At 61.7% G+C, this 24678-nt stretch carries 24 protein-coding genes and 1 pseudogene; 16 read left to right on the top strand and 9 right to left on the bottom strand.

Features of this window, described 5'->3' with window-relative positions:
- The first annotated feature begins 436 nt into the window (after nucleotides 1-436).
- Nucleotides 437-589 (top strand): PAS domain-containing protein, encoded by a 153-nt coding sequence (locus FRZ40_RS40335; protein ID WP_147238553.1) that lies wholly within the window; start codon nucleotides 437-439, stop codon nucleotides 587-589.
- On the opposite strand, the gene FRZ40_RS40330 is transcribed toward FRZ40_RS40335, so the two are convergent.
- Nucleotides 586-1494, bottom strand: coding sequence for a LysR family transcriptional regulator (locus FRZ40_RS40330; protein WP_147238011.1), 909 nt, complete (start codon nucleotides 1492-1494; stop codon nucleotides 586-588). The genes FRZ40_RS40335 and FRZ40_RS40330 overlap by 4 nt on opposite strands.
- Before the next feature lie 171 nt (nucleotides 1495-1665).
- Between FRZ40_RS40330 and gltP the strand changes: the two genes are divergently transcribed.
- Together gltP and FRZ40_RS40320 are read left to right on the top strand one after the other, a co-directional pair.
- Nucleotides 1666-2991 (top strand): glutamate/aspartate:proton symporter GltP, encoded by a 1326-nt coding sequence (gene gltP / locus FRZ40_RS40325; protein ID WP_147238010.1) that lies wholly within the window; start codon nucleotides 1666-1668, stop codon nucleotides 2989-2991.
- 48 nt (nucleotides 2992-3039) lie between these two features.
- Complete coding sequence (locus tag FRZ40_RS40320) at nucleotides 3040-4335, top strand: aminotransferase class V-fold PLP-dependent enzyme (RefSeq protein WP_147238009.1); 1296 nt, start codon at nucleotides 3040-3042, stop codon at nucleotides 4333-4335.
- 72 nt (nucleotides 4336-4407) lie between these two features.
- Here the strand turns inward: FRZ40_RS40320 and FRZ40_RS40315 are convergent, their stop codons facing one another.
- Nucleotides 4408-4929, bottom strand: a complete 522-nt coding sequence (locus FRZ40_RS40315) for a DUF2844 domain-containing protein (RefSeq protein ID WP_147238008.1) — start codon at nucleotides 4927-4929, stop codon at nucleotides 4408-4410.
- A 264-nt stretch (nucleotides 4930-5193) separates the two neighbouring features.
- On the opposite strand from FRZ40_RS40315, the gene FRZ40_RS40310 reads away from it, so the two are divergent.
- Nucleotides 5194-5406 carry a hypothetical protein gene (locus FRZ40_RS40310; protein ID WP_028367201.1) on the top strand — a complete coding sequence of 71 codons (213 nt, stop codon included), beginning with the start codon at nucleotides 5194-5196 and terminating at the stop codon, nucleotides 5404-5406.
- A 41-nt stretch (nucleotides 5407-5447) separates the two neighbouring features.
- On the opposite strand, the gene FRZ40_RS44630 is transcribed toward FRZ40_RS40310, so the two are convergent.
- Together FRZ40_RS44630 and FRZ40_RS46395 are read right to left on the bottom strand one after the other, a co-directional pair.
- On the bottom strand, nucleotides 5448-5675 hold the full coding sequence (locus tag FRZ40_RS44630; protein ID WP_167528729.1) for a glycosyltransferase family 4 protein: 228 nt from the start codon (nucleotides 5673-5675) through the stop codon (nucleotides 5448-5450).
- Nucleotides 5626-5901 (bottom strand): glycosyltransferase, encoded by a 276-nt coding sequence (locus FRZ40_RS46395; RefSeq protein WP_420873945.1) that lies wholly within the window; start codon nucleotides 5899-5901, stop codon nucleotides 5626-5628. Before FRZ40_RS46395 ends, FRZ40_RS44630 begins: the two co-directional genes overlap by 50 nt.
- Nucleotides 5902-6363: 462 nt before the next feature.
- On the opposite strand from FRZ40_RS46395, the gene FRZ40_RS40300 reads away from it, so the two are divergent.
- Nucleotides 6364-7902, top strand: coding sequence for a methyl-accepting chemotaxis protein (locus FRZ40_RS40300; RefSeq protein ID WP_147238006.1), 1539 nt, complete (start codon nucleotides 6364-6366; stop codon nucleotides 7900-7902).
- Here the strand turns inward: FRZ40_RS40300 and FRZ40_RS40295 are convergent.
- Nucleotides 7899-8231: a hypothetical protein gene (locus FRZ40_RS40295; RefSeq protein ID WP_028367198.1), complete on the bottom strand. Its 333-nt coding sequence runs from the start codon at nucleotides 8229-8231 to the stop codon at nucleotides 7899-7901. The genes FRZ40_RS40300 and FRZ40_RS40295 overlap by 4 nt on opposite strands.
- A 281-nt stretch (nucleotides 8232-8512) precedes the next feature.
- Here FRZ40_RS40295 and FRZ40_RS40290 point away from each other — a divergent pair, with 281 nt between their 5' ends.
- The gene (locus FRZ40_RS40290; protein ID WP_147238005.1) at nucleotides 8513-9970 is read left to right on the top strand and encodes a DEAD/DEAH box helicase; all 1458 of its coding nucleotides are present in this window, start codon (nucleotides 8513-8515) and stop codon (nucleotides 9968-9970) included.
- Between the two features lie 160 nt (nucleotides 9971-10130).
- Here FRZ40_RS40290 and FRZ40_RS40285 read toward each other — a convergent pair whose 3' ends face one another.
- The 4 genes from FRZ40_RS40285 to FRZ40_RS40270 form a co-directional block, all read right to left on the bottom strand.
- The gene (locus tag FRZ40_RS40285) at nucleotides 10131-10385 is read right to left on the bottom strand and encodes a hypothetical protein (RefSeq protein ID WP_147238004.1); all 255 of its coding nucleotides are present in this window, start codon (nucleotides 10383-10385) and stop codon (nucleotides 10131-10133) included.
- Nucleotides 10386-10414: 29 nt separating this feature from the next.
- Nucleotides 10415-10813, bottom strand: a complete 399-nt coding sequence (locus FRZ40_RS40280) for a type 1 glutamine amidotransferase family protein (protein ID WP_240057478.1) — start codon at nucleotides 10811-10813, stop codon at nucleotides 10415-10417.
- Nucleotides 10814-11150: 337 nt separating this feature from the next.
- Nucleotides 11151-13343, bottom strand: a complete 2193-nt coding sequence (locus FRZ40_RS40275) for a glycoside hydrolase family 28 protein (protein WP_240057477.1) — start codon at nucleotides 13341-13343, stop codon at nucleotides 11151-11153.
- A 647-nt stretch (nucleotides 13344-13990) separates the two neighbouring features.
- Nucleotides 13991-14290, bottom strand: coding sequence for a hypothetical protein (locus tag FRZ40_RS40270; protein WP_051446400.1), 300 nt, complete (start codon nucleotides 14288-14290; stop codon nucleotides 13991-13993).
- A gap of 296 nt (nucleotides 14291-14586) precedes the next feature.
- Here FRZ40_RS40270 and FRZ40_RS40265 point away from each other — a divergent pair, with 296 nt between their 5' ends.
- The 10 genes and pseudogenes from FRZ40_RS40265 to glnT all read left to right on the top strand — a co-directional run.
- On the top strand, nucleotides 14587-15015 hold the full coding sequence (locus FRZ40_RS40265; protein WP_028367193.1) for a hypothetical protein: 429 nt from the start codon (nucleotides 14587-14589) through the stop codon (nucleotides 15013-15015).
- Between the two features lie 57 nt (nucleotides 15016-15072).
- Nucleotides 15073-15318, top strand: coding sequence for a hypothetical protein (locus FRZ40_RS40260; protein WP_028367192.1), 246 nt, complete (start codon nucleotides 15073-15075; stop codon nucleotides 15316-15318).
- An 81-nt stretch (nucleotides 15319-15399) separates the two neighbouring features.
- On the top strand, nucleotides 15400-16059 hold the full coding sequence (gene narL, locus FRZ40_RS40255; RefSeq protein WP_028367191.1) for a two-component system response regulator NarL: 660 nt from the start codon (nucleotides 15400-15402) through the stop codon (nucleotides 16057-16059).
- A 134-nt stretch (nucleotides 16060-16193) separates the two neighbouring features.
- The gene (locus FRZ40_RS40250; RefSeq protein WP_028367190.1) at nucleotides 16194-16835 is read left to right on the top strand and encodes a helix-turn-helix domain-containing protein; all 642 of its coding nucleotides are present in this window, start codon (nucleotides 16194-16196) and stop codon (nucleotides 16833-16835) included.
- Nucleotides 16836-17149: 314 nt separating this feature from the next.
- A complete protein-coding gene (purU, locus tag FRZ40_RS40245) occupies nucleotides 17150-18013 on the top strand; it encodes a formyltetrahydrofolate deformylase (protein ID WP_147238003.1) in 864 nt (287 codons plus the stop codon).
- A gap of 126 nt (nucleotides 18014-18139) precedes the next feature.
- Nucleotides 18140-19327 carry an FAD-dependent oxidoreductase gene (locus FRZ40_RS40240; protein ID WP_223958322.1) on the top strand — a complete coding sequence of 396 codons (1188 nt, stop codon included), beginning with the start codon at nucleotides 18140-18142 and terminating at the stop codon, nucleotides 19325-19327.
- A 14-nt stretch (nucleotides 19328-19341) separates the two neighbouring features.
- On the top strand, nucleotides 19342-19599 hold the full coding sequence (locus tag FRZ40_RS40235; protein ID WP_028367187.1) for a sarcosine oxidase subunit delta: 258 nt from the start codon (nucleotides 19342-19344) through the stop codon (nucleotides 19597-19599).
- Nucleotides 19600-22578: a glycine cleavage T C-terminal barrel domain-containing protein gene (locus FRZ40_RS40230; RefSeq protein WP_147238002.1), complete on the top strand. Its 2979-nt coding sequence runs from the start codon at nucleotides 19600-19602 to the stop codon at nucleotides 22576-22578.
- A complete protein-coding gene (locus tag FRZ40_RS40225; RefSeq protein WP_028367185.1) occupies nucleotides 22575-23234 on the top strand; it encodes a hypothetical protein in 660 nt (219 codons plus the stop codon). The genes FRZ40_RS40230 and FRZ40_RS40225 overlap by 4 nt, the downstream gene beginning before the upstream one ends.
- Nucleotides 23235-23333: 99 nt before the next feature.
- Nucleotides 23334-24656, top strand: a pseudogene (gene glnT, locus FRZ40_RS40220) (type III glutamate--ammonia ligase); the annotation flags it as partial.
- Nucleotides 24657-24678: the final 22 nt, after the last annotated feature.

The raw sequence follows: 24678 nt of genomic DNA, 5'->3' as shown, positions 1-24678 counted from the left end.
CCCGTGGTGATGCCGGCATTTTCGCCGTGCCATGTTTTTTTGCGCGTCCCTCTCCAGAATCGTCGGAGAGGTGTCTGATACAAAATTTACACTTTGTCACAGGTTGACGCGATCATAGTGCGGGGCAATTCGTTGGGCAAGAGCCGTTAAGGCATGGTCCCTTACGTTACCTATCCCGACATCTCGACTTCCGGCTTCTTCTTGCCCGGTCATCGCATGCAAGCATGAGCGGTGCGTTATGCGAGTTCACCGCCGATGCGTTGCTACATGCTTATCGGACTGCACCGTCCCTTCAGGTTGACGATCGCGCGTCGATATAGCGGTTCGGCATGCAGCGCTATCAAATACACCGACAACGAATAGCAATCCGGGAGGGGGCAACGAAGTGAGCAATGAATCGACAAGCCAGGGCACAGGTCTCTCTCACGTAGAGAAAATGCTCGTGTCGGCCACCGATACGACGGGAATCATCACCTACTGCAACGACGCCTTCGTCGAACTCAGCGGCTTCTTCCGGACAGAACTGCTCGGACAGCCGCATAGCGTCATGAGAACTGGCTTACCGTTTGTTTCTCGATCAGCACCCTAGCCTCCCGGATCAAGGAGGTTTGAGGAGAAATCGCACGATTGCGCGGCCAGCCGCGCGACGGCAGCACTTAGCGAATGCGACTGTTCCGCCCGATGCATGGCGATGTATCGCACAGGAGGCAGCGCGGGCCGCGTCGGCACGACGACGAGCGCGCGCCGCTCGACCATGCGCGCGAGGCAGGCCTTAGGTAAGTAGCTGACGCCAAGCCCGGAAAGTGTCAGCCCGATTTGCGCAATGAGGCTGTTGCTCGCCAGCACCTTCTGCAGGGCCACGCCTTGCTCCTCCAGAAACCGGCTGTACACGTAGCCCGTTCCCGACAACCCGCCCTGCAGAATGAGCGGAAACTTCGCGATCTCCGTCAGCGGGATTGCACGCTTGCCCGGTGCGAGGCTGGCCGCGCACATCCATGCATTCTCGACCTGACCAACGGGCGTCGCCGCAAATCCCTCGGTCTCGTGCGTCTGCGGCACGATGATCACGTCGACCGTCGCGGCGGCGAGCCGCTCGCGCAATGTCGCATTGAGATCGACTTCGGCTTCGACCTTGACCTTCGGATACTCGGCCTGAATCGCAGCGATGAGACGCGGTAGCCATGTCAGCGCCGTGAGTTCCGTGACGCCGATGCGAATCTGACGTACCAGCGCTTCCTTCGAGCTCATGCGCTCCACGATCTGATCGCGCCGTTCGAGCAACTCCTTCGCATGCTCGAAGAATTCCGTGCCTTTCTCCGTAAGCCGCGCACTGCGGTTCGCGCGGTCGAACACCGCGACGTCGAACGCACGCTCCAGCTCCTGCACGCGCTTGGATATCGCCGATTGCGTCGTGTTCAGGCGTGTCGCCGCGGCCTCGAACGAGCCAAGCTGAACGATCCAGTACAACGCCTCCATCTGTTTGAACGTCAGCATGAACGCGCTCTTTCACATGAATTAAAACGATAGTTTCTCATAGAAAAAAATCGCTTTTTTCGCTTATTTTGGCCGATTACTTTTTGCATAACGAGCCCGCACCGAGGCTCGACAGGGTTCGCTCACGAGCAGCGACCCATTCATATCAACCGGTAAGTGTCTGGAGAACGCATGGAATCCGTCATGGAAACACCTCAAACCGAGCGCGTGGAACGCAAGCCGCGCATCGGCCTCGCGTGGCAAATCCTGATCGGCCTCGTCGTCGGCATTGCGGTGGGCATGGTGCTCAACCATTTCCCGGCGTTGCGCGAATCGGCGATTAACGGCTTTCTGCAGCCCGCGGGCGACATCTTCATCCGTCTGATCAAGATGGTCGTGGTGCCGATCGTTTTCACGAGCATGGTGATGGGAATTGCAGGCGTCGGCGACGGGCGTTCGCTCGGGCGCATCGGCCTGAAAACGCTGGTGTACTTTGAAATCGTCACGACGATCGCCATCGTGCTGGGCCTGGTATTGGGCAACGTGTTGCATCCCGGCCTCGGCACCGACCTGTCCCAGCTCGGCCACACGGACATTTCGCGCTATCAGCAGACGACGCAGCAGACTCAGGGACACCACGGCTTCATGGCGCTGTTGCTGAGCATCATTCCCGACAACATCGTCATGGCGATGGGGCGCGGAGATCTGTTGCCGGTGATCTTCTTCTCCGTGCTGTTCGGACTTGGCCTGCAATCTGTGCCCGCCGAATATCGCAAGCCCGTGCTCGCAACATTCAAAGGCATTAGCGATGCGATGTTCAAGGTCACGGGCATGGTCATGTGCTATGCGCCGTTCGGTGTGTGCGCGTTGATCGCAGTGACCGTTGCGAGCTTCGGCTTCGGTTCGTTGCTGCCGCTCATCAAGCTCGTCGCGGTGACGTATCTCGCGATCATCCTGTTTGCGGTGCTGGTGCTCGGCGTCACGGCACGTCTGTTCGGTTTCAGTATCTTCACGCTGTTCCGCGTCATCAAGGACGAACTCATCATCGCGTTCTCGACTTGCAGCTCGGCGACGGTGCTGCCGCAACTGATGAAGAAGATGGAGGACTTCGGCGTGCCCAAAAGCATCACGACGTTCGTGGTGCCCACGGGCTACACGTTCAACCTCGATGGTGCATCGATCTACCTTGGCATCGGCACGCTGTTCGTCGCGCAGCTCTACAGTGTGCACCTCGGCTTGCAAGAGCAGATCGTACTCGTGCTGACCATGGTCGTTACGTCCAAGGGCGCGGCAGGCGTGCCTGGCTTCATGTTCGTCATTCTGCTGACGACGCTCGCGAGCGCAGGCCTACCGCTCGAAGGCCTCGCATTCATCGCGGGTGTCGACCGGATCATGGACATGGGCCGCACGGCGCTAAACGTGGTCGGCAATGCGCTCGCGCCGCTCGTCATCGCCAAATGGGAAGGCCAGTACGACGCGGAGAAGGGCAAGGCCTATGTCGCGTCACTAGACGCGTGAGCGCCCGTCGAGACAGAAGTGGAAATCATGGAACAAGGAACAGGTGAAATGAGCAGCAATCAGGGGCAGTTGTTTTCCGCATCTCTCATGGAGCAGATCAAGCGCCGCTTTCATTACGTCGATCACGATGTCGACGGAAGTGCGCGTCTTTTCTTCGACAATGCAGGTGGTTCGTTCAGACTGAAGGCGGCGCTGGAAGCATTTTCCCGCATCGATGCGTTGCCGGATTGTCCCGAGCGTATTCACGAGCGCGCGCTGTATCTGCAGGACATTCAGACGCAAGGCGAAGCGGACATTCGCCGCATTCTCAACGCGCGCGACGGCAGCGTATACCTTTCGCTGACTGCCTCTGCCGCGATGTTCGAAATGGTGCGCGCGGTAATGGAGAACGTGCCGGGCACGAACGCCGTGACAACCATACTCGAACATCCGTCGTCGTTCGATGCGATGAAGTTGTACTGCGAGTGCACAGGTAAGACATTGCGCGTCGCACCGAGCAACGCCGAAACGGGTGGCGTCGATGCCGACGCGATCGTTTCCTTGATCGACGACGACACGGCGCTGCTGAGCGTCATGTATGCGTCGAACATCTCGGGTGCGAAGCTGGATATCCAGACGATCGTCGAACGCGCGCGTGCGAAAAAGCCGGGCCTTTTCATCATCGTGGATGCCGTTCAGCACGCGCCGCATGCGGTCATCGATCTGCAGAAGACGCCGGTCGACGGCATCAATTTCGCGCCGTACAAGCTCTTCGGCTGTAGAGGGGCGGGCGTCGCCTGGCTGTCGGAACGTCTCGCGGAGTTGCCGCATCACCGGCTCGATGCCAAAGCAAAGGGCGTCTGGGAACTCGGCAGTCCAGCGCCTGCGCAGTTCGCGGTGGTGAGCGCGATCGTCGATTACGTCGCGTGGATCGGTGCGCAATTCAGCGACGCCGAAGACCGGCGCGAGCTGTTCGTGCGGGGTATGCAGCGCATCGAGGAGCACGAGCGCGCGCTGCTTTCGCTGTTGCTCGATGGTGTTGAAGGACAACGTGGTCTGCGAGCTATCGAAGGCGTACGCGTGTTCTGGGATCACGACGATCTGACGCAACGCGACCTGATCGCGGGCATAGGCTTCGATGGTCTTGACCCGACGGCCGCCGTGCGCGCATACGAGGAGCGCGGCGTGATCGTCTATGAGCGCATTGCGACGAGCCTGTACTCTGGGCGTATGTTGAAATCGTTCAATCTCGACGGTGCCGTGCGCGTTTCTCCATTGCATTGCCACGGACCGGCCGACGTGACAAGGTTCCTTGCAGTGACGGAGGAGATTGCGACGGCGGCATTCGCACACAAGGCTCGCTGAGCATGGGCGATGTGCACGGTGGAAGCCGAGCGGGGTTGCCACCGTGCATGACACGCTTCCTGCTTGAGCGCATTAGTTGATCGCAGCTTCGTCCAGACCGGCGGGCAGCGCCTGACGCAAGTACACGCGCCCGGATGTGTGACCCTTACTATGCCCAACACGAATGGAAAGGCCGCTCTGTTCAATGTTCAGAACGTCCGCAAGTGTGCTGCTTTGCTTGCCGGCTGCATCGACGGCCTGTTGATAGCAGGCGACGTATGCCCCTAGCAAACGATCCACAGGCGCCGCTTGCGGCTTTTGTTCGTCCCATGCAACGGCAAAAACGTTGCCCGATTGCGACTCGTATTCCTTGACCGTTACGCCTGCGTCCCACGTTGTCACATAGAGCGTGTACGGCACATTCGAGCGCGTACGATAGGAGTGCGCGACAGTCAGTTTCGCGTCGCCATTCGGCTGATAGGCAGGAGAGCCTCCAAGCTCTGCATTGACGTGCGCTGTACCCGTCAATCCAATTAAACAGGCAAGCAGATGCGCTGCGTGCTTGGCCATCGCGAACCCCGCGGCGTTAGATTTATAGTGATCTGCGAACAGCACGCATTGCGTTCAATCGGTTGCTAATGCCGCGCTGCACCGTTCGACATGGAATTGAAAACTGGTCTCGGTGCGCATGGTACAGCATCAATATGCCCGATCAATATGGATTGCTAGCGGAAAATTTCCCTCGTAACTTTCCATTCCTTATCTTCTTCTCTCAACATAGCTTGCCGTTTGTTTCCTGAGCGGCTAACGGATATTTGTGTCTCTATGATGCGCAACAGGACAAATGAAACCTGTCTATCGCATCGGCCTCTGCCTGACATGAAATCCGCTTTGCTTGATCTGTTGCTGCTGCTAACGAGAAATCGCTTTCATCGCGAACAAGCGGATATCGATGATCCACGGCGCGACGTGGTTACTCCGCTGACGGTAGATGGATGCAAGGTTCTATACGAGGGCAAGGTAATCCACGAAGCGCCATCGTACGAAGAAGCGGTTCTGTACCGCGACCGGCATATCGACGCGTATATGTGAGACGTATGCCGCCCGGCGCTAGCGAAAGCGTCGATCACAGATCACATCAGTTCGGAAACGGGAATTCCTGTCAGCGCGCTGACTGTCAGCGCCGCGCTGCGCACCCATTCGAATCCGTCGAGATGCCGGTTCATTGGCGGCTCCATCTTCTGCCGCTGTTGCTCATCGATAGACAGCAGTTCTTTCAATCCGCGCCTTATCGCAGCAACGTCCGTGGGATCATCGACATAACAGGCGATGTCTCCCGCGGCTTCCGGCACCGACGCCACCCGGCTCGACAGAACGGGGCGCAACGTGAATCACGGAAGGATCGATCTTGAGATGATGAACGATTCGCTGTTTCGTGTACCCGGACACCGCAATGATCGATTGCGCCTGCCGGATCGAACGCGGCAGTGCGTAGCGGAGCAGTTCGACATTGCCGGCTTCGACGCAGTGAGGAACATCGAGGTGCGCGAGATCATGCACGACGACAGCCGTCCTGCGTGAACGCATCGGCAGCACCGTGAACGCGGGGAAGTAGTAGTGACCTTTCGGCAGCAATGCGTCCAGCGACAGATTCAATCCACGCTTCAGAATCTGATGGGCCAGATTTTTGGCCAGCGACGGCAACGGCGCGACGCATGCGGAGCCGATCTCGCTTCGTTTTGATCGCGCAAGTGTACGACGCGCATTACCCGCAAAGGGTTACGGCTGTCTTGTCGCATCTTTCCAACTGAATGCCGCCGACGGGGAGGCGTATCGCCCATCGAAAACCCGCATATGGTGCGCTGAACGGACGCAAGCGTTCGATGATCGCGCAGGCACACGTTTGCCTCCTTGTGGCGCGCGATGCGCCGCTCGTAAGCTACGCCGCGACCGTGTGTCGAGGTCATCCTGAATCCGGTTGCGCGGGGAAGCAAAAGACCGGAACCAGGCAAAGTTCATTTCGGAACGCATTTAAAAAAATTTCATTCGATGAAAGTTGCGATCAAACTGATGTTGATTGTCGGCACGGCGCTCGCCGGGGTCGTAGCCATCGCGGTGGTGTCGTTGATTCAGCTGGACCACGCGCTGACAGAGAGCCGCACGGCACAGATCAAGACGCTGCTGACCAAAGCAGAACATCTCGTGCTCTATTACCAGGGGCTCGAGGCGAGCGGCAAGTTCAGTCGCGAAGATGCGCAAGCGGCCGCCAAAACGGCGCTCACTCAATTGAACGCGAATAGCCAGAGCTACTACTGGGTGACGAATACCGACAGTATCAATATCGTCCATCCCAATCCGAAGCTCATCGGCACGAAAGCGGGCGGCAACAAGACGAGATCGGGCGATCTCACGGACACGCAAGCGTACCGACAGGGCCTCTCGCGAGATCATTTCGCAATGGTGGATGTGCTGATCAAGCGCTCATCGGACGGCCCGCTCGAGGCGAAACTGCAAGGCGTCGTCGAGATTCCGGGTTGGCAATGGTGGATCGGAACGGGCTTTTTCTACGACGACATCAACGCGACATACTGGACGCTCGCGAGAACGCTGATTGCGATCTCGCTTGTGATCTTCATCGCGGTCGGCGGCATGGCGTGGGTGATGACGCGCAGTCTCAAGCGGGAACTGGGTGGGGAGCCGGCAGAGGCCGCGGCTTTTGCTGCGTACATCGCGTCGGGCGACCTGACGGCGAATCTCAGGCTTGCAACGTCGGATCGGTCGAGCTTGCTGTTCGCATTGGGCGAGATGCGGACCAGGCTGATCGATCTGGTGCAGGGCATTCACGGGACGAGCGAATCGATTGCAACCGGTGCGGGAGAGATTGCGCAAGGCAACATCGACCTGTCGCAACGCACGGAGGAGCAGGCCGCATCGTTGCAGGAGACGGCCGCGAGCATGGAGGAGCTGACTGCAACGGTCAAGCAGAATGCCGACAATGCGCAGCAGGCGAGCCAGCTCGCCGTGCTTGCGACGGAGGCGACGCGCCGTGGCGGTCAGGCTGTCGAAGAAGTCATCGCGATGATGCAGGGCATCGCCGACGGCTCGAACAAGATCGGCGAAATCATCGCCGTTATCGAGGGGATTGCATTCCAGACGAATATCCTTGCATTGAATGCGGCAGTGGAAGCGGCGCGGGCCGGCGAAGAAGGGCGCGGTTTTGCCGTGGTCGCGGGAGAAGTCCGCGCGCTCGCGCAACGTAGTGCAACGGCCGCCAAGGAAGTGAAGGCGCTGATTCAATCGTCCGCAGTGCGGGTCGATGAAGGCACGACACAGGTCACGGTTGCCGGACAACGTATGCATGAGATCGTGCAATCGATTCAGCGGGTCAGCAACATCATGAATGAGATTGCGGCAGCGTCCGTCGAGCAGAGCACGGGTATCGAAGAGGTCAATCGCGCCGTGTCACAAATGGACGAGGTGACGCAACAGAACGCCGCACTCGTGGAGCAGGCTGCAGCGGCTGCGACGTCGCTCGATGAACAGGCGGGACGCTTGCGGGAGATGGTGGGCGCATTTCGTTTGCGTTAATGCTCCCGTTTGTCGTCGCGTGAGCCGCCGTGTGTCTGGCCGAGCGCGAGATTTTCCATTGGCAGGGTCGTGCCTGCGTCGATCATGTCGCCATAGCTGAAGCGGTAGTGGTCGTGCAGTACCTGCAGGCCACCCGCGCCGTAGCAGAAGTCCGCGAGTGCGATTGTGCGCAGACCGAGCGGATAGTAAAGGCGCTCCATGCAGGTGGCTGGCGCAACATAGTCGCATCCTTCGCTGTCGGCGGCGTCATCGACGCTGTCGTCACACGACGTCACCGCAAACCCGCATACGAAGATGGCGAAAACCAGGCAGAAGATTGAAGCCCGCATATTGAATGGCTGAAGTTGTGTCGGTCATTCAGACAGACTTCTCGCCACAAGGTTTTTGGGGCTGGCTTACCGTGTGTTTCGTGTCTTTGCGATGTGGGGTAGGGTGGCCGGGATCTGTTCCGACGATGCTTCATCTCTCGCAGTACGAACTTGCCGGCGTGGCGCCCGGCACCGCTGCATTCCTCAGCGGCGATCGACGTAGATCTTTGGGACCATCGGTCCACGCAGTGCAATCAGGCGGTAACGGCTAGAATTGCGGCTTTAGAGCCCGGAATACGCCGATGTCTTTTGCCTCGCTTGGCCTGATCGATCCCTTGCTGCAGAATCTGCAGGACCGCAATTACCAGACGCCTACGCCGGTGCAGGCCAAGGCGATTCCTGCTGTGCTCGGTGGCAAGGACGTCATGGCTGCGGCACAGACCGGCACGGGCAAAACCGCGGGTTTTGCGCTGCCGCTGTTGCAACGGCTGGTGCAACACGGCCCTGCGGTATCCAGCAACCGCGCACGTGTTCTGGTGCTGGTGCCCACGCGCGAACTGGCCGAACAAGTGCTGCAAAGCTTTATCGAGTATGGAAAGGGTCTCGACTTACGATTTCTCGCCGCCTACGGCGGTGTGAGTATCAACCCGCAGATGATGAAGTTGCGCAAAGGCGTGGATGTACTCGTTGCCACGCCCGGCCGTTTGCTCGATCTCAACCGCCAGAACGCCGTGCAGTTCGACCAGGTGCAAACGCTGGTGCTGGATGAAGCCGACCGCATGCTGGATCTCGGCTTTGCGCGCGAACTCAACGCCGTCTTTGCTGCCTTGCCCGTCCGGCGCCAGACCCTGCTGTTCTCTGCCACTTTTACCGATGATATCCGGGCCATGGCGGCGGGCATTCTGCGCGACCCGGTCAATATCAGCGTCAGCCCGCCCAATGCCACGGCCAGCAAGATCAGGCAGTGGGTGGTGACGGTGGATAAGAGGAACAAGCCTGACCTCTTCATGCACCTGGTAGCCGGGAACAAGTGGGAGCACGCGCTGGTGTTCGTCAAAACCCGCAATGGCGTGGACTACCTCGCGGCAATGCTGGATGAAGCAGGCTATGCGGTCGACACCATTCACGGCGACAAACCGCAACCCGCGCGCCTGCGCGCACTGGAGCGCTTCAAGACGCGCGAAGTACAAATGCTGGTAGCCACCGACGTGGCGGCGCGCGGACTCGATATCGACGACCTGCCGCTGGTGATCAACGTTGATCTGCCCATCGTCGCGCAAGACTATGTGCACCGTATTGGCCGTACCGGCCGCGCAGGCGCCAGCGGCGTGGCGGTGTCGCTTGTATGCGCTGATGAAGCGCCGCAACTGGCCGCGATTGAAGCGCTGATCCGGCAAACGCTGCCGCGTGAAGAAGAGCCGGGATTTGAAGCCGAACATCGTGTGCCGCAAACCAGCGCGACGGGCCAGATCATCAAGAAACCCAAAAAGCCCAAGAAGCCCAAGGTGCCGCAAGCTGCGGCGGGTGGCATGCAGGTGCTCAGCGAGAAGCCGCGCCCACGAAGTGGCGAGAGCAAACGCAAGCCCGCGGCGGAACGCGCCGCGGAAGCGGGTAAAGGTACAGGCTTGTCCAGCCGTAACCCGTTCAGCTCACAAAAACCGCGCAGCAAACCCGCCAGCAAGCCAGCCAGCAAGCCAGTTGCGGGTTCACGCAAGCCGGCTGGCAAACCCGCCGCTGGCCGCGGCAAACGCCAACCCTGATGCGGGGAACGAGTAACGCCGGCGCTGGAACAGGCGGGCGGTTTGCAGCGGTTGAATCAGCGTACGTGCGCCGAGCCGATCGCATCAAGTAATTGTCCGCCACGAAAAGACGGTCGTGATGTCACCACAAACGGCCGAAATCGGGCGAACGGGAAGCGGTCTATTCCGGCCGCTCTGAGACGAGCACCGCGGCACTGCGCTCATCAGCCGTCTTCAAGAGGCCAAGCAGTTGCTCACAGTCGCTCGGAAACAGGCAGGCGAGCGTGAATTCATGAAGAGATACGCCCTGACCTCGCGGCAGCAAATCCAGAATGCCTGGGAATTTCTCGCGAATGATGAATCCAAGGCAAGAGAACGCGGACAACACGACAACGGAAAACGCCACCTTCTCGACAACGCGAAAATTCAATCTCATGACTGCACCTCTCGTGCGCCGCAAGTTCATCAGTATGGGTGAGGCAGTGACTCCACGTTCACCAGCATTGCCCGGCCGTGGTCCTCGTAGCAAGGGCGCAGGCAGTCGATTTCCCCGGTAAATCGCCCTTCGAGCCCTTCACCCGGAGGCACCGTCAGTTCGCGCACGCAGACGACGTCGGCCGTTGCGCAGGCGTCGAGCGTCGGGTCGGGCGTGAGGCGAACGTTGTCCGCGGCGACGAACGAAGCGCCGTGACGCGACCCGACCCGCGGCGCAAACGGCACGATGCCAGGTGCCCCTTCGACGATCAGGCTCCAATCCCTTCCCGCCGACATAAACATGTCGTACATGCCGTTCACCGCGGAAGCCGAGGTCTCCGGCATCGCCAGGATGGCGACGCGGGCGGATGTGCGGATCTTCGTCTTCATGGCCGATTTGTCCTGTTCGTGGCCGTGAACGCTTTCGTCGGAAGCGCGCGTTCGTCATATCGTGACGGCGTCGCAGATGTAATTTAAGTGTAAGGATCGCATTTATGCCAGTTCGGGCAACGCCCGATGTCACGCGATCAACTGAAGGGCGATATTTCGCAGGTTATGGCTGGCGACAGTCGCGTCGCTTCAGTTTGATGATGTGGGTGGCGAGGCCACCGCTTCGTGACCCGCTTCCGCGAGAATTTACGATTGCGCGCCAATGATGGGCGACGCGTGACCGGTTTCCGAGGCACGACGCGTGGACGCAATCTGCTCGCGTCCACGTACGCCGGAATCAGGTCGACGGTGCGCTCAGCGACGTGTTGTACGTGGTGCCCGCGATCACCACATTGGTCAGCGTAATGCCGCTGACGTTACTCACGAAGACGGGACCGGGCGCCGCCGACGCGGACGTCGAAGGCGTTGTCGGCACTGCGCCTGTGCACACCGGGTTGCCAAGATTGCAGTTCGAAATCGTCACGCCGCTGATGGGACTCACGATCGGCACCGGCAGCGCGCCGTTGTAATCGACCGCCTCGGGGCCCTGCATGACGAGTGCCTGAAAGCACGAGTTCGTACCGGCGACGAAGCCCGCAGGCATCGAGTACGACACCGCTCCCGACACGTTGCTCGCATTCACGTTCGTGATGTTGATGTTGCTGATCACCGAAGGGCTCCAGCGCACCGCGTCGCCGGACGGGCTGTAGTCGCAGTCGAACGTGATGAGGCCGCCCTGGCCCGTGGAGGGGCTGGTCGCGAGACCGGCCGTGCCCGTACCCGTGATCTTGCTGATCGCGGCGCCCAGCGAGCCGCCGCCATACTTGCCGGCCAGATTGACGCCGTTGGCCAGCGTCACGCCGTTGATCCATACATTGTTGATGTACCCGCCGCGGTTCATGTTGCTCTTGAACCGCAGCGCGATGTTCAGCGGATTGCTCGCCCAGTTCTCGTTTTGCATCGTCAGATTGCGTGCGTAGACATTGCGCACGCCCGCGCTCATTTCGCTGCCGATGGTCAGCCCGCCGTGGCCGCTTTGCATCGTGCAGTTCTGCACGACGATGTTCTGCATCGGGCCGTACCCGGTGTCGAGGTACTTGCCGGACTTGATCGCAATGCAGTCGTCGCCGGTGTTGAACTGAACGTTTTGCACCAGCACGTGGTTGCACGCGTCAGGATCGAAGCCGTCGTTGTTCGGTCCGACGCTATCGGCGAACACGCCGTCGATCACCACGTTCGTGCAGTCGGTGGGATGGTGTTGCCAGAACGGCGTGTTTTGCGTGTGGTAGTTCTGCAGGAGCACGTTCGTGCAACCGATGAACTCGATCATGCACGGACGCAGAAAATGTCCGTTGCCGAAGATGCGGTTCTCGAACGGCACGCGCAGTTCGGAAAGCGCGGGCAGATAGTTCTGGTCCTGGTTCCAGCCCGCGCCACCGAGCAGGTCCATCAGCGTAGTCGTCGCGCCGTACTGGTTCGTGAACGAAACGTTGGCCTGTGGGTTCTGGATCTGGGAAGCAGGGAGGCTGGTGAGCGGGACGTTGTTCGGATTCGCGTAAGCCTGCGAAGGCGTCGAGGAACCGGTGCAACCGTAAGCGTTGCTGCTTCCCTTGTAGGTCCACCAGCAGGAGGTCGGCGGCTGGCTGCTCAGTTGCATGGGTGTCATGGCCTGGCCATTGAGCACGCAGGTGTTGTCGTCGGCGGTCACGGCAATGTTGGTCTGGCGGAACGCGTAGATTGGCGAGCCGAAATTCAGGCAGTCGTTTGCCTGCCAGCGCGTGTGATACAGATTGCCGTTCGCCGTCTTGTAGGGGCCGTTTTTCGCATAATCGGCCGGGTTCGGGCTGAAATAGATCGTGCAGCCCGATTCCAGATGGAGATTCACGTGGCTCAAGAGCACGATGGGCCCGCCGCAATACCAGTTGCCGGCCGGCACGACGACGCGGCCGCCACCGGCGCGGCTTGCATCGACGATCGCGGCATTGAACGCGGCGCACGAGTCGTACTGCGTGCCCGTGTAGTCGCACGGCACCATCACGCCCGAACCCGGGCTTTGCAGATCGCTGGCGGGATGCGCGGTCTGTTCCGTCCCGCCCGTCACCCAGGGAATCTTGCCGCCCGGCCAGGCCGTCGAGGTGATCAACGCAGAGGCGGGGAGCGTGCGCGCACCGTAGCTCGTCACGTGAAACTGGGCGTGGGAGAACAACGAGCGGTCGACATGGGCGAGCCGCCTGAGAATGACCGTGGCCTGGCCATCCGGGCCCCAGATCGGATCGCCGGCGGGGTGGCCGGGATGCGCCGGAGGTCGACCACCGGCAGCGGAAGGCGCTGGAAACATCGAGTCTGCTGCCGCTGCCCCGCGGCTGGCCGCGAGCAGGCCTGCTCCTGCAGACGCGCCGGCGAGGGCCATGAACGCGCGTCGGCCGCGTGAGGCAGGCGCATTGTTGCGGGTTACGGAGTGCAGGGGATCGTCCTGGTCATGCGCTGTCATGTGATTCGTTCTCCTGTGTAATGTGACCAGAACGGTGAATGAACCTCAACGACCATGGGACCGTCTGGCGACGCGGGTGCGAAGGGAAGATGCACGGGTGCAGCGAAGAGATCGATCGGGAGCGGTTGGCTCGATCACTGACGGTATTGTTGTCAGACGACATCGTGATCGTCAATCGAATTCAGCTAGGGGATGTTCCTGGGTTCGCGGCCTTACGCCGATCTACAGGTAGCTTACATTCTTGAAATTTGTCAGACGAGCGGAGGTGCAGAGCGGCCCGTGGAAGGGGAGCGCGCACCGTCGGGCGTTAGGCCGCATGAAAACTACATCGTGATAAGGCGGCATGCGCTGCACAGTGATCAACATGCAGGTGCTGAGTATTCCCGGGCGCCAGTGTTCGGAGCCACACACTGGAGCATGTCAGGTACTTTCATTGAGACCTGATCTCCTTGCGATATGAGAAGAGCAGACCCCGTTATCGACGAAAAAAAAGCCTCGACTTCCTGAACAAGTCGAGGCTATCAACATCGCCACCCTGACCGACCGTTGCGGAGACAGCCCATCTCCAACGGTTGATGACGATGACCCTTGGCTTCCGACGAACCCGCCGGCATTTCCCAGTCGTCACACGGCAGTTTCAGGCGTATTTACGCAGCTTCATCGGCATGGATATTCGAGGCCGCACGTTGCCGTTGCCTGCTGCGGTCCACCGCCTGGCCGAGAATGCGCTCGATGTCCGTCGCACTCAGAGACGAAGCAATCTTCTCCGCATATTCATGATGGGCTTGCGTAAGCGGTGCCGCCAGGTCTCGCGCATCCATGTAGCGCAGCAGAGCAACGTGCCGGTGTCCGTGCCGGATGCTGCGGTCATACAGCGCCAGTGCCGCCGTTGGATCGCGCTTCGTGCGAACACTCGCGTTCAGGCCTCGCGTTTCGGATCGTCTCATCTTGAATGGCCGCTATGGTGAATGAGCCTGTCAATACTTCGTGACACAGTGTCCGTTCAGGCCGCGAATATGGCAATGCGCACGGGGAGATACCACCTCGTGGGTAGTCCGTGGCGCGCGCCGTGGCCGGCAGGCTTCGCTGTGCCGGCGGATCGACCGGTTCACCCGGCTAACCCATCGTCACGCACGGCGCCTGCTACCCCCAAAGAGGGAGCTCCCTCTGGCGGATTGCAAGGCATCGCCGACCGACCATACTGGAGTCACGAATCGTCAATGCCTTGCAGCGGAGCAGCATCATGAAAAGCCGGAATTTCCTGACCCATCAGCAGATTTTCGACCACGCCGTCGAGCATCTTTTCGGGCAGGGCCGCGCCGCGCTGCTTCCGCACGGAGGCGGCGCCTATCGCGGCTATTGCGGCGGGTGTCCTGTCGGCAGCTTCATTCAGGCGCGCGACTACATGACGGCGATGGAAGGCGTGCCCGTACGCTACATCGGCAACAACGCGTCCGACGCGATACCCGCATATATGGACGTTGGTATTGCGGCACTCAGAAAGGCGCTGCTGCGCGCCAATATCAACGTCTACGATCCCACGACGATCGACTTGCTCAGCTGTCTGCAGAACGTGCACGACGTGTTCGGCAAGTGGGAATGGCGCGAGCGGCTTCATTCGATCGCGCGGCAGTTTGCGCTGTCAGCAGAGCTGGTGAAGGCGGCAGCGTGATGGCCGCATGTAGTTGCATTCGACGTGTTTCAGAAACGGGCGTGTGAGGGGACGATCATGAACAGCCATCAGCAGACGTTGCGCCAACTCATCGAGAAGTGGCTGTCGCCGACGCCGGCAACGCCCGTTCGCGTGACCCGCTTCAGCCGCACGCGCGACAGCAACCGGCGCTACGTGTGCGTGGAAGTGGCGCGTCCCGCGTGTCCCGTCGCCATTGTGTTCTTCCGGCATGGCGACGGCGTCTGGCGAGTGTTTCCGCCCGACCGCGAGCGCCCGGCGATGGCTTATCCGAAAGCCGCATGACGGGTACAGCGCCGCGGGATTGGCCTATGATGAAAGCATCGGCGGTCGTCTGCCCGTCGATACAGGTATGAGGATTCGGACGTGGAGCCTGTCAATACCGTACTGCTCATCGACGATCACGCGCTGTTCCGCAAGGGCGTCGCGCAGCTGATTCAGATGAACCCGGAGTTTCGCGTCGTGGGAGAGGCCTCGTCGGGGCGCGTGGGGGTCGATCTCGCGGTCCGGCTCAAGCCGGACGTCGTGCTGATCGACCTGAACATGCCGGAAATGAACGGCATCGAAACGCTCGAAATGATGCGCGAACACGGCGTCGAGGCCCGCTTCCTGATGCTGACGGTGTCGGACAACGAACGCGACGTGGTCGCGGCGCTGCGTGCCGGCGCGAGCGGCTATCTGTTGAAGGACATGGAGCCGGAAGAACTGTGCCTCAATCTGCAAAAGGCGCTGCAGGGCACGGCCGTGCTCAGCGAGGCGGTGACGGGCAAGCTCTTTCACGCGCTATCGGCCGGGCAGCCGCTGCCCGCCAACCAGTCGAACCTTTCCGCGCGCGAGCAGGAGGTGCTGGACTATCTGGTCGAAGGGATGTGCAACAAGGAGATTGCCCGCAAGCTCGACATCAGCGTCGGAACCGTCAAGGTGCACGTCAAGCATCTGCTGCACAAGCTCGATCTGCATTCGAGGGTCGAAGCCGTCGTGTGGCATCACGAGCATCTCGCGCGCCGCAATTCGCCGGGTGCGTGAGCGTGCACGGCTGCCGCATTGGACCTACGCGTCCTCTTCCCGATTAGCCACTGGTACTATTCGCTCTACGGTATGCCGCGCAAAGCGGCGGCACCCGTCATTCAATTGCCGATAGCCAAGTGTAGAGTCAAGCGATGAAGAGCGAGAAAGAGCCCGATCTGACCACCCAGCTGGAAGAAACGGGCGACGGAAGATCGATTGAGTCGTTCCTTGGCAAGGTCGTCAAGGAGCACCGCACGAACCAGGGGCTGACGATCGCCGACCTCGCCGAGCAAAGCGGCTTGTCGCGCAGCATGGTGTCGAAGATCGAGAACGGTCAGGTGTCGACCAGTCTCGATTCGATCGTGAGCCTTGCGCGCGCACTGGGCATTTCCATCTCCGCGCTGTTCAAGAACTTCGAGCACCGCGAAGGCAACGCGCAGCACGTGAAGGCCGGCAAGGGCATGGAGGTGGTACGGCGCGGAACCACCAAGGGGCATACCTATCATCTGCTCGCGTACGACCAGGGGCCCGTCAAGCTGTTCGAGCCGTTCCTCATCACGATGGACGACGAGGCCGAAGTGTTCCCCACCTTCGAACATCCCGGCACGGAGTTCATCTATATGCTCCAGGGCAAGATGGAGTACCGGCATGGCAATCGCAGCTATCTGCTGCAGCCGGGCGATGCGCTGACCTTCCGCGGTTCGGTCGCGCACGGTCCCGAGCGTCTGATCAAGCTTCCCATCCGCTTCATCACCATCATCATGTACGGCCAGTCGCCCGAACTGGACACCTGAACGAACGCCATGCGCCCGTCACGCTGACGGGCGCCATCTGTTTCCCCGTCCTCCGATTCGCCAGCCGTTCCGCCGGAACGCACGCTGCGCGCCTTCGTTCGCCCTTCCATCCGCCAATCCGCCAATCCGCCGATGCGCCGATGCGCCGATGCGCCTGGATGTACGCGTCTGGCGATACTCCCCCGTGGGTAGTTTGGGAAACACAAAAGTCGTACGGGTGTTTCCTGACAGGAAAAAAAGTTGATTCACATTGACACTCAGATTTGGCCTGGCTACTGTTGTGCTCAATGATTCCTCTTCGAATCGACTACACCATGTCCTCCAATACGCATCGCTTCACGCTGACTCTGTCCTGTCCCGACCGCATTGGCATCGTGTCAGCTGTAAGCACGTTCCTTGCCGAGCATCGCGGGTGGATCACCGAGGCCACCCATCACGCAGACGAAGTCGAGAAGCGCTTCTTCATGCGCCACGAGATCGTGGCCGAGTCGTTGCCGTTCGGCATCGGCGGCTTTCGCGAGCGCTTCGCTCACATCGCGAAGGAGTTCGCGATGGACTGGAAGATCTCCGACAACTCGGTGAAGAAGCGTGTCGTGATCCTCGTGTCGAAGCTCGAGCACTGTCTCTACGATCTGCTGGCGCGCTGGAAGGCGGGCGAGCTGGACATCGAGATTCCGTGTGTGATCTCGAACCACGAAACATGGCGCAGCTTTGTCGAGTGGCACGGCATTCCGTTCCATTACGTGCCTGTCACGCCCGACAACAAGGCGCAGGCCTATGACGAAGTGCAGCGCCTGTTCGAAGACCCGCGCGCCGACACGATGGTGCTCGCGCGCTACATGCAGGTGCTGTCGCCGAAGCTGTGCGCGGCCTATCCCGGCCGGATCATCAACATCCATCACTCGTTCCTGCCGAGCTTCGTCGGCGCGAAGCCGTATCACCAGGCCTATGGCCGGGGCGTGAAGCTGACGGGCGCCACCTGTCACTACGTGACGGAAGAACTCGATCAGGGGCCCATCATCGAGCAGGACGTGATTCGCGTGAGTCACTCGGACCGGCCCGACGATCTCGTGCGCCTTGGCCGCGACATCGAGAAGACCGTGTTGGCAAGAGGCTTGCGTTATCACATCGAGGACCGCGTGCTGATTCACGGCAACAAGACCATCGTGCTGCGCTGAACACGCGAGCCGCTTCCCCAACCGAACACGTCGCACAGCCGCCCCGCGCGGGGCGGCATAAAGGAGCGTTTTATGCCTTGGCGTCTCGTCCGCTTCGCTCTCTCGAAGAAACATCCGGAACCGAGGATGTTCACGAGACACGACACTTTGCGTCGTTCATATGACGTTGTGATCATCGGCGCGGGCGGCCACGGTCTTGCGTCCGCCTACTATCTCGCGAAGGAGCATGGCATTACGAACGTCGCCGTGCTGGAGAAGGGGTATATCGGAGGAGGTAATACCGGGCGTAACACCACCATCATCCGCTCGAACTATCTGACGCCCGAAGGCGTGCAGTTCTACGACGAGTCGGTGAAGCTGTGGCAGGACCTGTCGCAGGACTTCGATCTCAATCTGTTCTATTCGACGCGCGGCCACTACACGCTCGCCCACACCGATTCGGCGATGCGTACGATGCGCTGGCGCGCCGAGGTCAACAAGCACTACGGGGTGGACTCGGAAGTGGTGGGTCCGAACGAGGTAAAGAAGGCGGCACCGATGATCGACATCTCGTGTGGCGGCGTGGCACCCATCATGGGCGCGCTGTATCACGCGCCGGGCGCCGTCGCACGGCACGACGCCGTCGCCTGGGGTTACGGTCGCGGCGCGGACCAGCGCGGCGTCGAGATCCATCAGCAGACGGAAGTGCTCGGCATCGATGTCGTGGGCGGCAAGGTCAAGGGTGTGAAGACGTCGCGCGGCTATATCTCGACCAATAAGGTGCTGTGCGCCGTGGCGGGCTCGACGCCGCGCGTGACGGACATGGTCGGAGTGCGCACGCCCATCTTCATTCATCCGCTGCAGGCGATGGTGAGCGAGCCGCTCAAGCCGTGGCTCGATCCCATTCTCGTGTCGGGCAGCCTGCACGTGTACATCAGCCAGTCGGCGCGCGGCGAACTCGTGATGGGCGCATCGCTCGATCCGTACGAACTGCATTCGACCCGCTCGACGCTCGATTTCGTCGAAGGGCTCACGGCGCACATGCTCGAGATGTTCCCGTTCCTGTCGCAGGCGAAAGTGATGCGGCAATGGGCCGGGATGGCCGACATGACGCCGGACTTCGCGCCGATCATGGGCAAGACGCCTGTCGAAGGCTTCTATCTGGACGCGGGCTGGGGCACGTGGGGCTTCAAGGCCACACCCGTGTGCGGCAAGACCATGTCCCATACGGTCGCGAACGACGCCACGCATCCGCTGATCGAGGGCTTCTCGCTCGACCGTTTCCGTCAGTTCTCGCTCACGGGCGAGAAGGGCGCGGCATCCGTCGGCCACTGACCTGGAGAATCACGATGAAGATCATGACCTGTCCGGTGAACGGCGCGCGCCCGGTGTCGGAATTCGTGTACTGGGGCGAGCTCCGCCCGATGCCCGACCCGGCGACGGCCAGCGACGCGCAATGGGCCGACTACGTGTTCTGCCGCAACGGCGCAGCGGGCGTCAAGCAGGAATGGTGGTGCCATACGCCGAGCAACACGTGGTTCATCGCCGAGCGCGATACCGCGAAAGATCTCGTGCTGCGCACGTGGCTCGCGAGCGGGGAGGCCTGAATGCGTCTCACACCTCATCGCGGCGAATGGATCGAGCGCAACACGCGCGTCGACTTCTCATACGAAGGCAGGCAATACGCGGGCCTTGCGGGCGACACGATCACCAGCGCACTGTGGGCGTCGGACGTGCGCGTGCTCGGCCGCAGCTTCAAGTATCACCGGCCGCGCGGCGTGCTCTCGCTTGCCAATCACGATGTCAACGTGATGCTTCAGGACGGCGTGCGCCTGAACGTGCGCGCCGACGTGACGGCGCTGACGCCGGGCGGCAACTGGCATTCCGTGAATACGTTCGGCGGCGTCGAAGCGGATCGCGCGCGGATCGTCGGGAAGCTCTCGGCGTTCCTGCCCGTCGGCTTCTACTACAAGGCGTTTTACAGCAAGCGCTGGTTCCCGCGTTGGGAACGCATGTTCCGCGCGATGACGGGCCTCGGCACGGTCGATTTCAACGCGCCGCATATCCGCACGCCGAAGCGTTACGGTTTCTGCGACGTGCTCGTGATCGGCGCGGGGCCATCGGGCCTGTCGGCAGCGCTGGCGGCCGCGGAAGCGGGCGCGGATGTCATCGTCGCCGACGAGAACGCGCGCATCGGCGGCAGCGGCGGCTATCAGCTGGGCGGCGACGAGCAGCGCTTCGATACGAGCCGTACTCTGGAAACGCGCGTGCTGACGCATCCGCGCATCCGTGTGATGACGAACACGCTCGCGGCAGCCTATTACGCCGATCTGTGGGTGCCGCTGGTCGACGCGAAGCGCATCACGAAGATGCGCGCGAAAGCGGTGATCGTCGCGAGCGGCGCGTTCGAGCAGCCCGCCGTGTTTCGCAACAACGATCTGCCCGGCGTGATGCTGGCGTCGGCGGCGCAACGGCTCGCTTACCGCTATGCCGTCGCGCCCGGCAAGCGCGCCGTGGTGCTGGCCGCGAATGCCGACGGCTATCGCGCGGCGCTCGACATGCTCGCGCGCGGCATCGAAGTCGTGGCCGTGGTGGATCTGCGCGCATCGCACGGCAGCGGCGATCTCGAACGCGACGTCAGGGCGAAGGGCGTCGACGTGCTGGCGTCGAGCTGCGTCGTCGAGGCCGTGGCGGACAAAACGGGCGGGCGGCTCGCGGGCGTGCGCGTCGGCGCGTTCTCGATGCAGAGCGGTTTGCGCGTATCGACGGCGAACACGCGGCTGATCGAATGCGACACGCTGCTGATGAGCGTCGGCTGGGCGCCCGCCGCGAATCTGCTGTATCAGGCGGGCACGAAGATGCACTTCGACCACGACGTCGAACAGTTCGTGCCCGAGCAGTTGCCGCCCGGCGTGTTCGCCTGCGGCCGCGTCAACGGCGTGTACACGCTCGGCCACAAGTTGCAGGATGGCGAGCGCGCGGGCAGGCAGGCCGCGGCCCACTGCGGCCTGAGCAAGGGCGACACGGACGGAAACGCGGCGGGCGCGATGCAGACGCGTATCGCCGAACGCGAATCGCCGTCGCATCCGTGGCCGATCGTCGGTCACACGTCGGGCAAGAACTTCGTCGATTTCGACGAGGACCTGCAACTGAAGGATTTCGAAAACGCCGTCCAGGAAGGCTTCGACAACATCGAACTGCTGAAGCGTTTTTCGACGAACGGCATGGGCCCGAGCCAGGGCAAGCATTCGAACATGAACGGCTTGCGCATACTCGCTCGGCTGACGGGCAAGGAGCCGCAGCAGGTCGGCACGACGACGGCGCGGCCGTTCTTCCATCCCGTGCCGATGTCGCATCTCGCCGGGCGCGGCTTCAACCCGGAACGGCGCACTCCGCTCTATGCACAGCATCAGTTGCTGGGCGCAGTGTGGATGCCGGCCGGCGTCTGGCAGCGTCCCGAGTATTACGCGGTCGCGGGCAAGGCGCGCGCGACGTGCATCGAAGAAGAAGCGCTCGCCGTGCGCAACGGCGTGGGCATCATCGACGTGGGCACGCTCGGCAAGATCGAAGTGCGCGGACCGCAGGCCGCCGAATTTCTCGAGCGGGTGTACGTGTCGAAGTACGCGGGGCTGAAGGCGGGCATGACGCGCTACGCGGTGATGTGCGACGAGTCCGGTGTCGTGATCGACGACGGTGTGATCGCCCGCCTCGCAGACGACCACTTTTATTTCACGACCACGACATCGGGTGCGGCCGCCATCTATCGCGAGCTGTCGCGCCTCAACACGATCTGGCAACTCGACTGCGGCATCGTCAACGTGACGGGTGCGTTCGCTGCCGTGAATCTGGCAGGGCCGGCATCGCGCGCGGTGCTCGGCAAGCTGGTCGATCTCGATCTGTCGTCGGCAGCCTTTCCGTATCTCGGCGTGCGCGTGACGGGCGTCGCGCTCGGTCAGAACCGCGTGCCTGCGCGGCTGATGCGAGTGGGTTTCGTCGGCGAATGGGGCTACGAGATTCATATTCCCGCCGAGTATGGCGCGGCGCTCTGGCGCGCGCTGCTCGAAACGGGCAAGGAATACGGCGTGCGTCCGTTCGGCGTCGAAGCGCAGCGTCTGCTGCGGCTCGAGAAAGGTCACGTGATCGTGAGCCAGGACACCGACGGACTGACGACGCCGCGCGACGCCGGCATGGCATGGGCCGTGAAGATGGACAAGCCGTTCTTCGTCGGCAAGCGCAGCCTGCAGATCATCGACAAGACGTCCGCCAAACAGTGTCTCGTCGGCTTCGCGCTCGATGCAGGCGTGCGCGACAGTAGCCTGCGCGAGTGTCATCTCGTGATCGAAGGCGGCGAAATTGCGGGACGCGTCACGAGCGTCGCGTGGAGCGCGACGCTGCAAAAGACGATCGGACTCGCATTCGTGCGGCCCGCGCAGGCGGAGCCCGGCACCCGCATCACATTCCGCTCGGGAGGCGGCCGCATGGTATCCGCGACCGTCGTGCCGACACCGTTCTACGACCCTGAGAGCGAGCGTCAGAAAGACGCCGTCACGATACAGGCGGCTGCGCCGAGGAAGGAGACAGCATGAACGCGCCACTTCGAATGAGCCCGGTGTGCGATGCATGGAAAGCACCCAGCCTGCGCTCGGATGTGCGCGAAGGCATGCGCGTCGAGGAACAGATCGATGCCGCCGACAGCATGCGCGCGGCGACGCTCGGCATCGCCGACGTGTCGTTCCTGCCTCGCACCGGCTTCAAGGGCAAGGGCGCGGCAGCGTGGCTGCAAGCGCAGGGCATCCACGTGCCGGCGCAGCCGAACAGCTGGGCGCCGCTGGCGGGCGGCGGCGTGGTCCTGCGGCTCGGCGTCTCCGAGTATCTGATCGAAGACGGGCTCACGCAAGGCAGCTCGGCAAGGATGGCTCACCTCGATACGCCCGTGCATGTCTATCCCGTGCTGCATCAGGACGTCGCGCTCGTGTTGTGCGGCGACGCCGTGCACGAATTGCTGCTGCAAACCTGCAATGTCAATTTCGCCGCCCTCGATCCGGCGGCCCGGCCAGTCGTGCTGACTTCGATGGCGGGCGTCGCCGTCACCGTCATGCCGGGCGTCCGGGCGGGCAGGCCTTACTACCGGATATGGGCCGACGGCACATACGGTCTGTATCTGTGGGAAAGCCTCGCCGGTATCGCTCGCGAGCTGGGTGGCGGCCCTGTCGGGGTCGCCGCGATCACGGAGATCGACTAGCCGGCATCCGGCAGCGAGCAAGTAGTCGACGCGGGCGCGATGACGGGCCGGCGTTTTTCGAAACCCTGGACTTATCACGTTTGAGGACATGCACATGACCCCGAAGACGCCCGGAAGTTTCTCAAAGACAATGAGGTGAAGTACATCCTTGCGCAGTTCGTCGACATTCACGGAGTCGCGAAAACGAAGTCCGTGCCTGCCGCGCACCTCGACAGCATTCTCACTGCAGGCGCCGGTTTCGCGGGCTTCGCCGTGTGGGGGCTCGGTATCGATCCGCAAGGGCCCGACTTCATGGCCGTCGGCGATATCAATACCTTGCAGCTGGTGCCCTGGCAGCCAGGCTATGCGCGCGTCGTCTGCGACGGGCATGTGAAGCGCGAGCCCTGGCCGTTCGAAAGCCGGGTGACGCTGAAGAAGCAGGTCGGCCGCCTCGAAGATCGCGGCTGGATCCTGAATACGGGGCTCGAGCCGGAATTCTCGCTGCTGCGCAAGGGCGCCGACGGCGCGATCGTGCCGTGCGATCACACCGATGCACTGCCCAAGCCGTGCTACGACTACAAGGGGCTGTCGCGTTCGCGCGAGTTCCTGGAGCGGCTGACGGATGCGCTGATCAAGGCGGGTATCGACGTCTATCAGATCGATCACGAAGACGCGAACGGCCAGTTCGAAATCAACTACACGTACACCGATTGCCTGAAGTCCTGCGATCACTATGTGTTCTTCAAGATGGCCGCGGCGGAGATCGCGAACGAACTGGGCCTCATCTGCTCGTTCATGCCGAAGCCTTTCGCGAATCGTCCCGGCAACGGCATGCACATGCACATGTCGATTTCCGACGGCAAGAAGAACCTGTTCGCCGACGATCACGACGAGAACGGCCTCGGCCTGTCGAAGCTCGCGTATCACTGGACGGCGGGCATTCTCAAGCACGCGGCCGCGCTCACGGCCATCTGCGCGCCGACGGTCAATTCGTACAAGCGGCTCGTGGTCGGGCGTTCGCTGACGGGGGCGACGTGGGCGCCCGCGTATGTCAGCTACGGCGACAACAACCGCTCGTCGATGGTGCGCATTCCGGGCGGACGGATCGAGCTGCGCCTACCCGACGCCGCATGCAACGCATACCTCGCGACGGCGGCCGTGATCGCGGCGGGGCTCGACGGCGTCGAGAACCGGCTGGAGCCCGGCAAGCCGTGTAACGCCAATCTCTACGAGATGTCGCCCGAACAGCTCAAGGAAAACGGCATCAGCATCCTGCCGCAGAACCTGGAAGCCGCGTTGCGCGCGCTGGAGCGCGACGAGGTGATGCTCGAGGCGCTCGGACCGGCGGGCGGCGAATTCCTGCGTCTGAAGCACATGGAGTGGATCGAGTACATGCGCCATGTGTCGGACTGGGAACAGAAGACCTACCTCGAATTTTTCTGATCGAAAAACTGAACAGCTTTCC

The organism is Paraburkholderia azotifigens (assembly GCF_007995085.1).
Lineage (GTDB): Bacteria > Pseudomonadota > Gammaproteobacteria > Burkholderiales > Burkholderiaceae > Paraburkholderia > Paraburkholderia azotifigens.
This window is presented reverse-complemented; position numbering and strand designations above follow the sequence as displayed.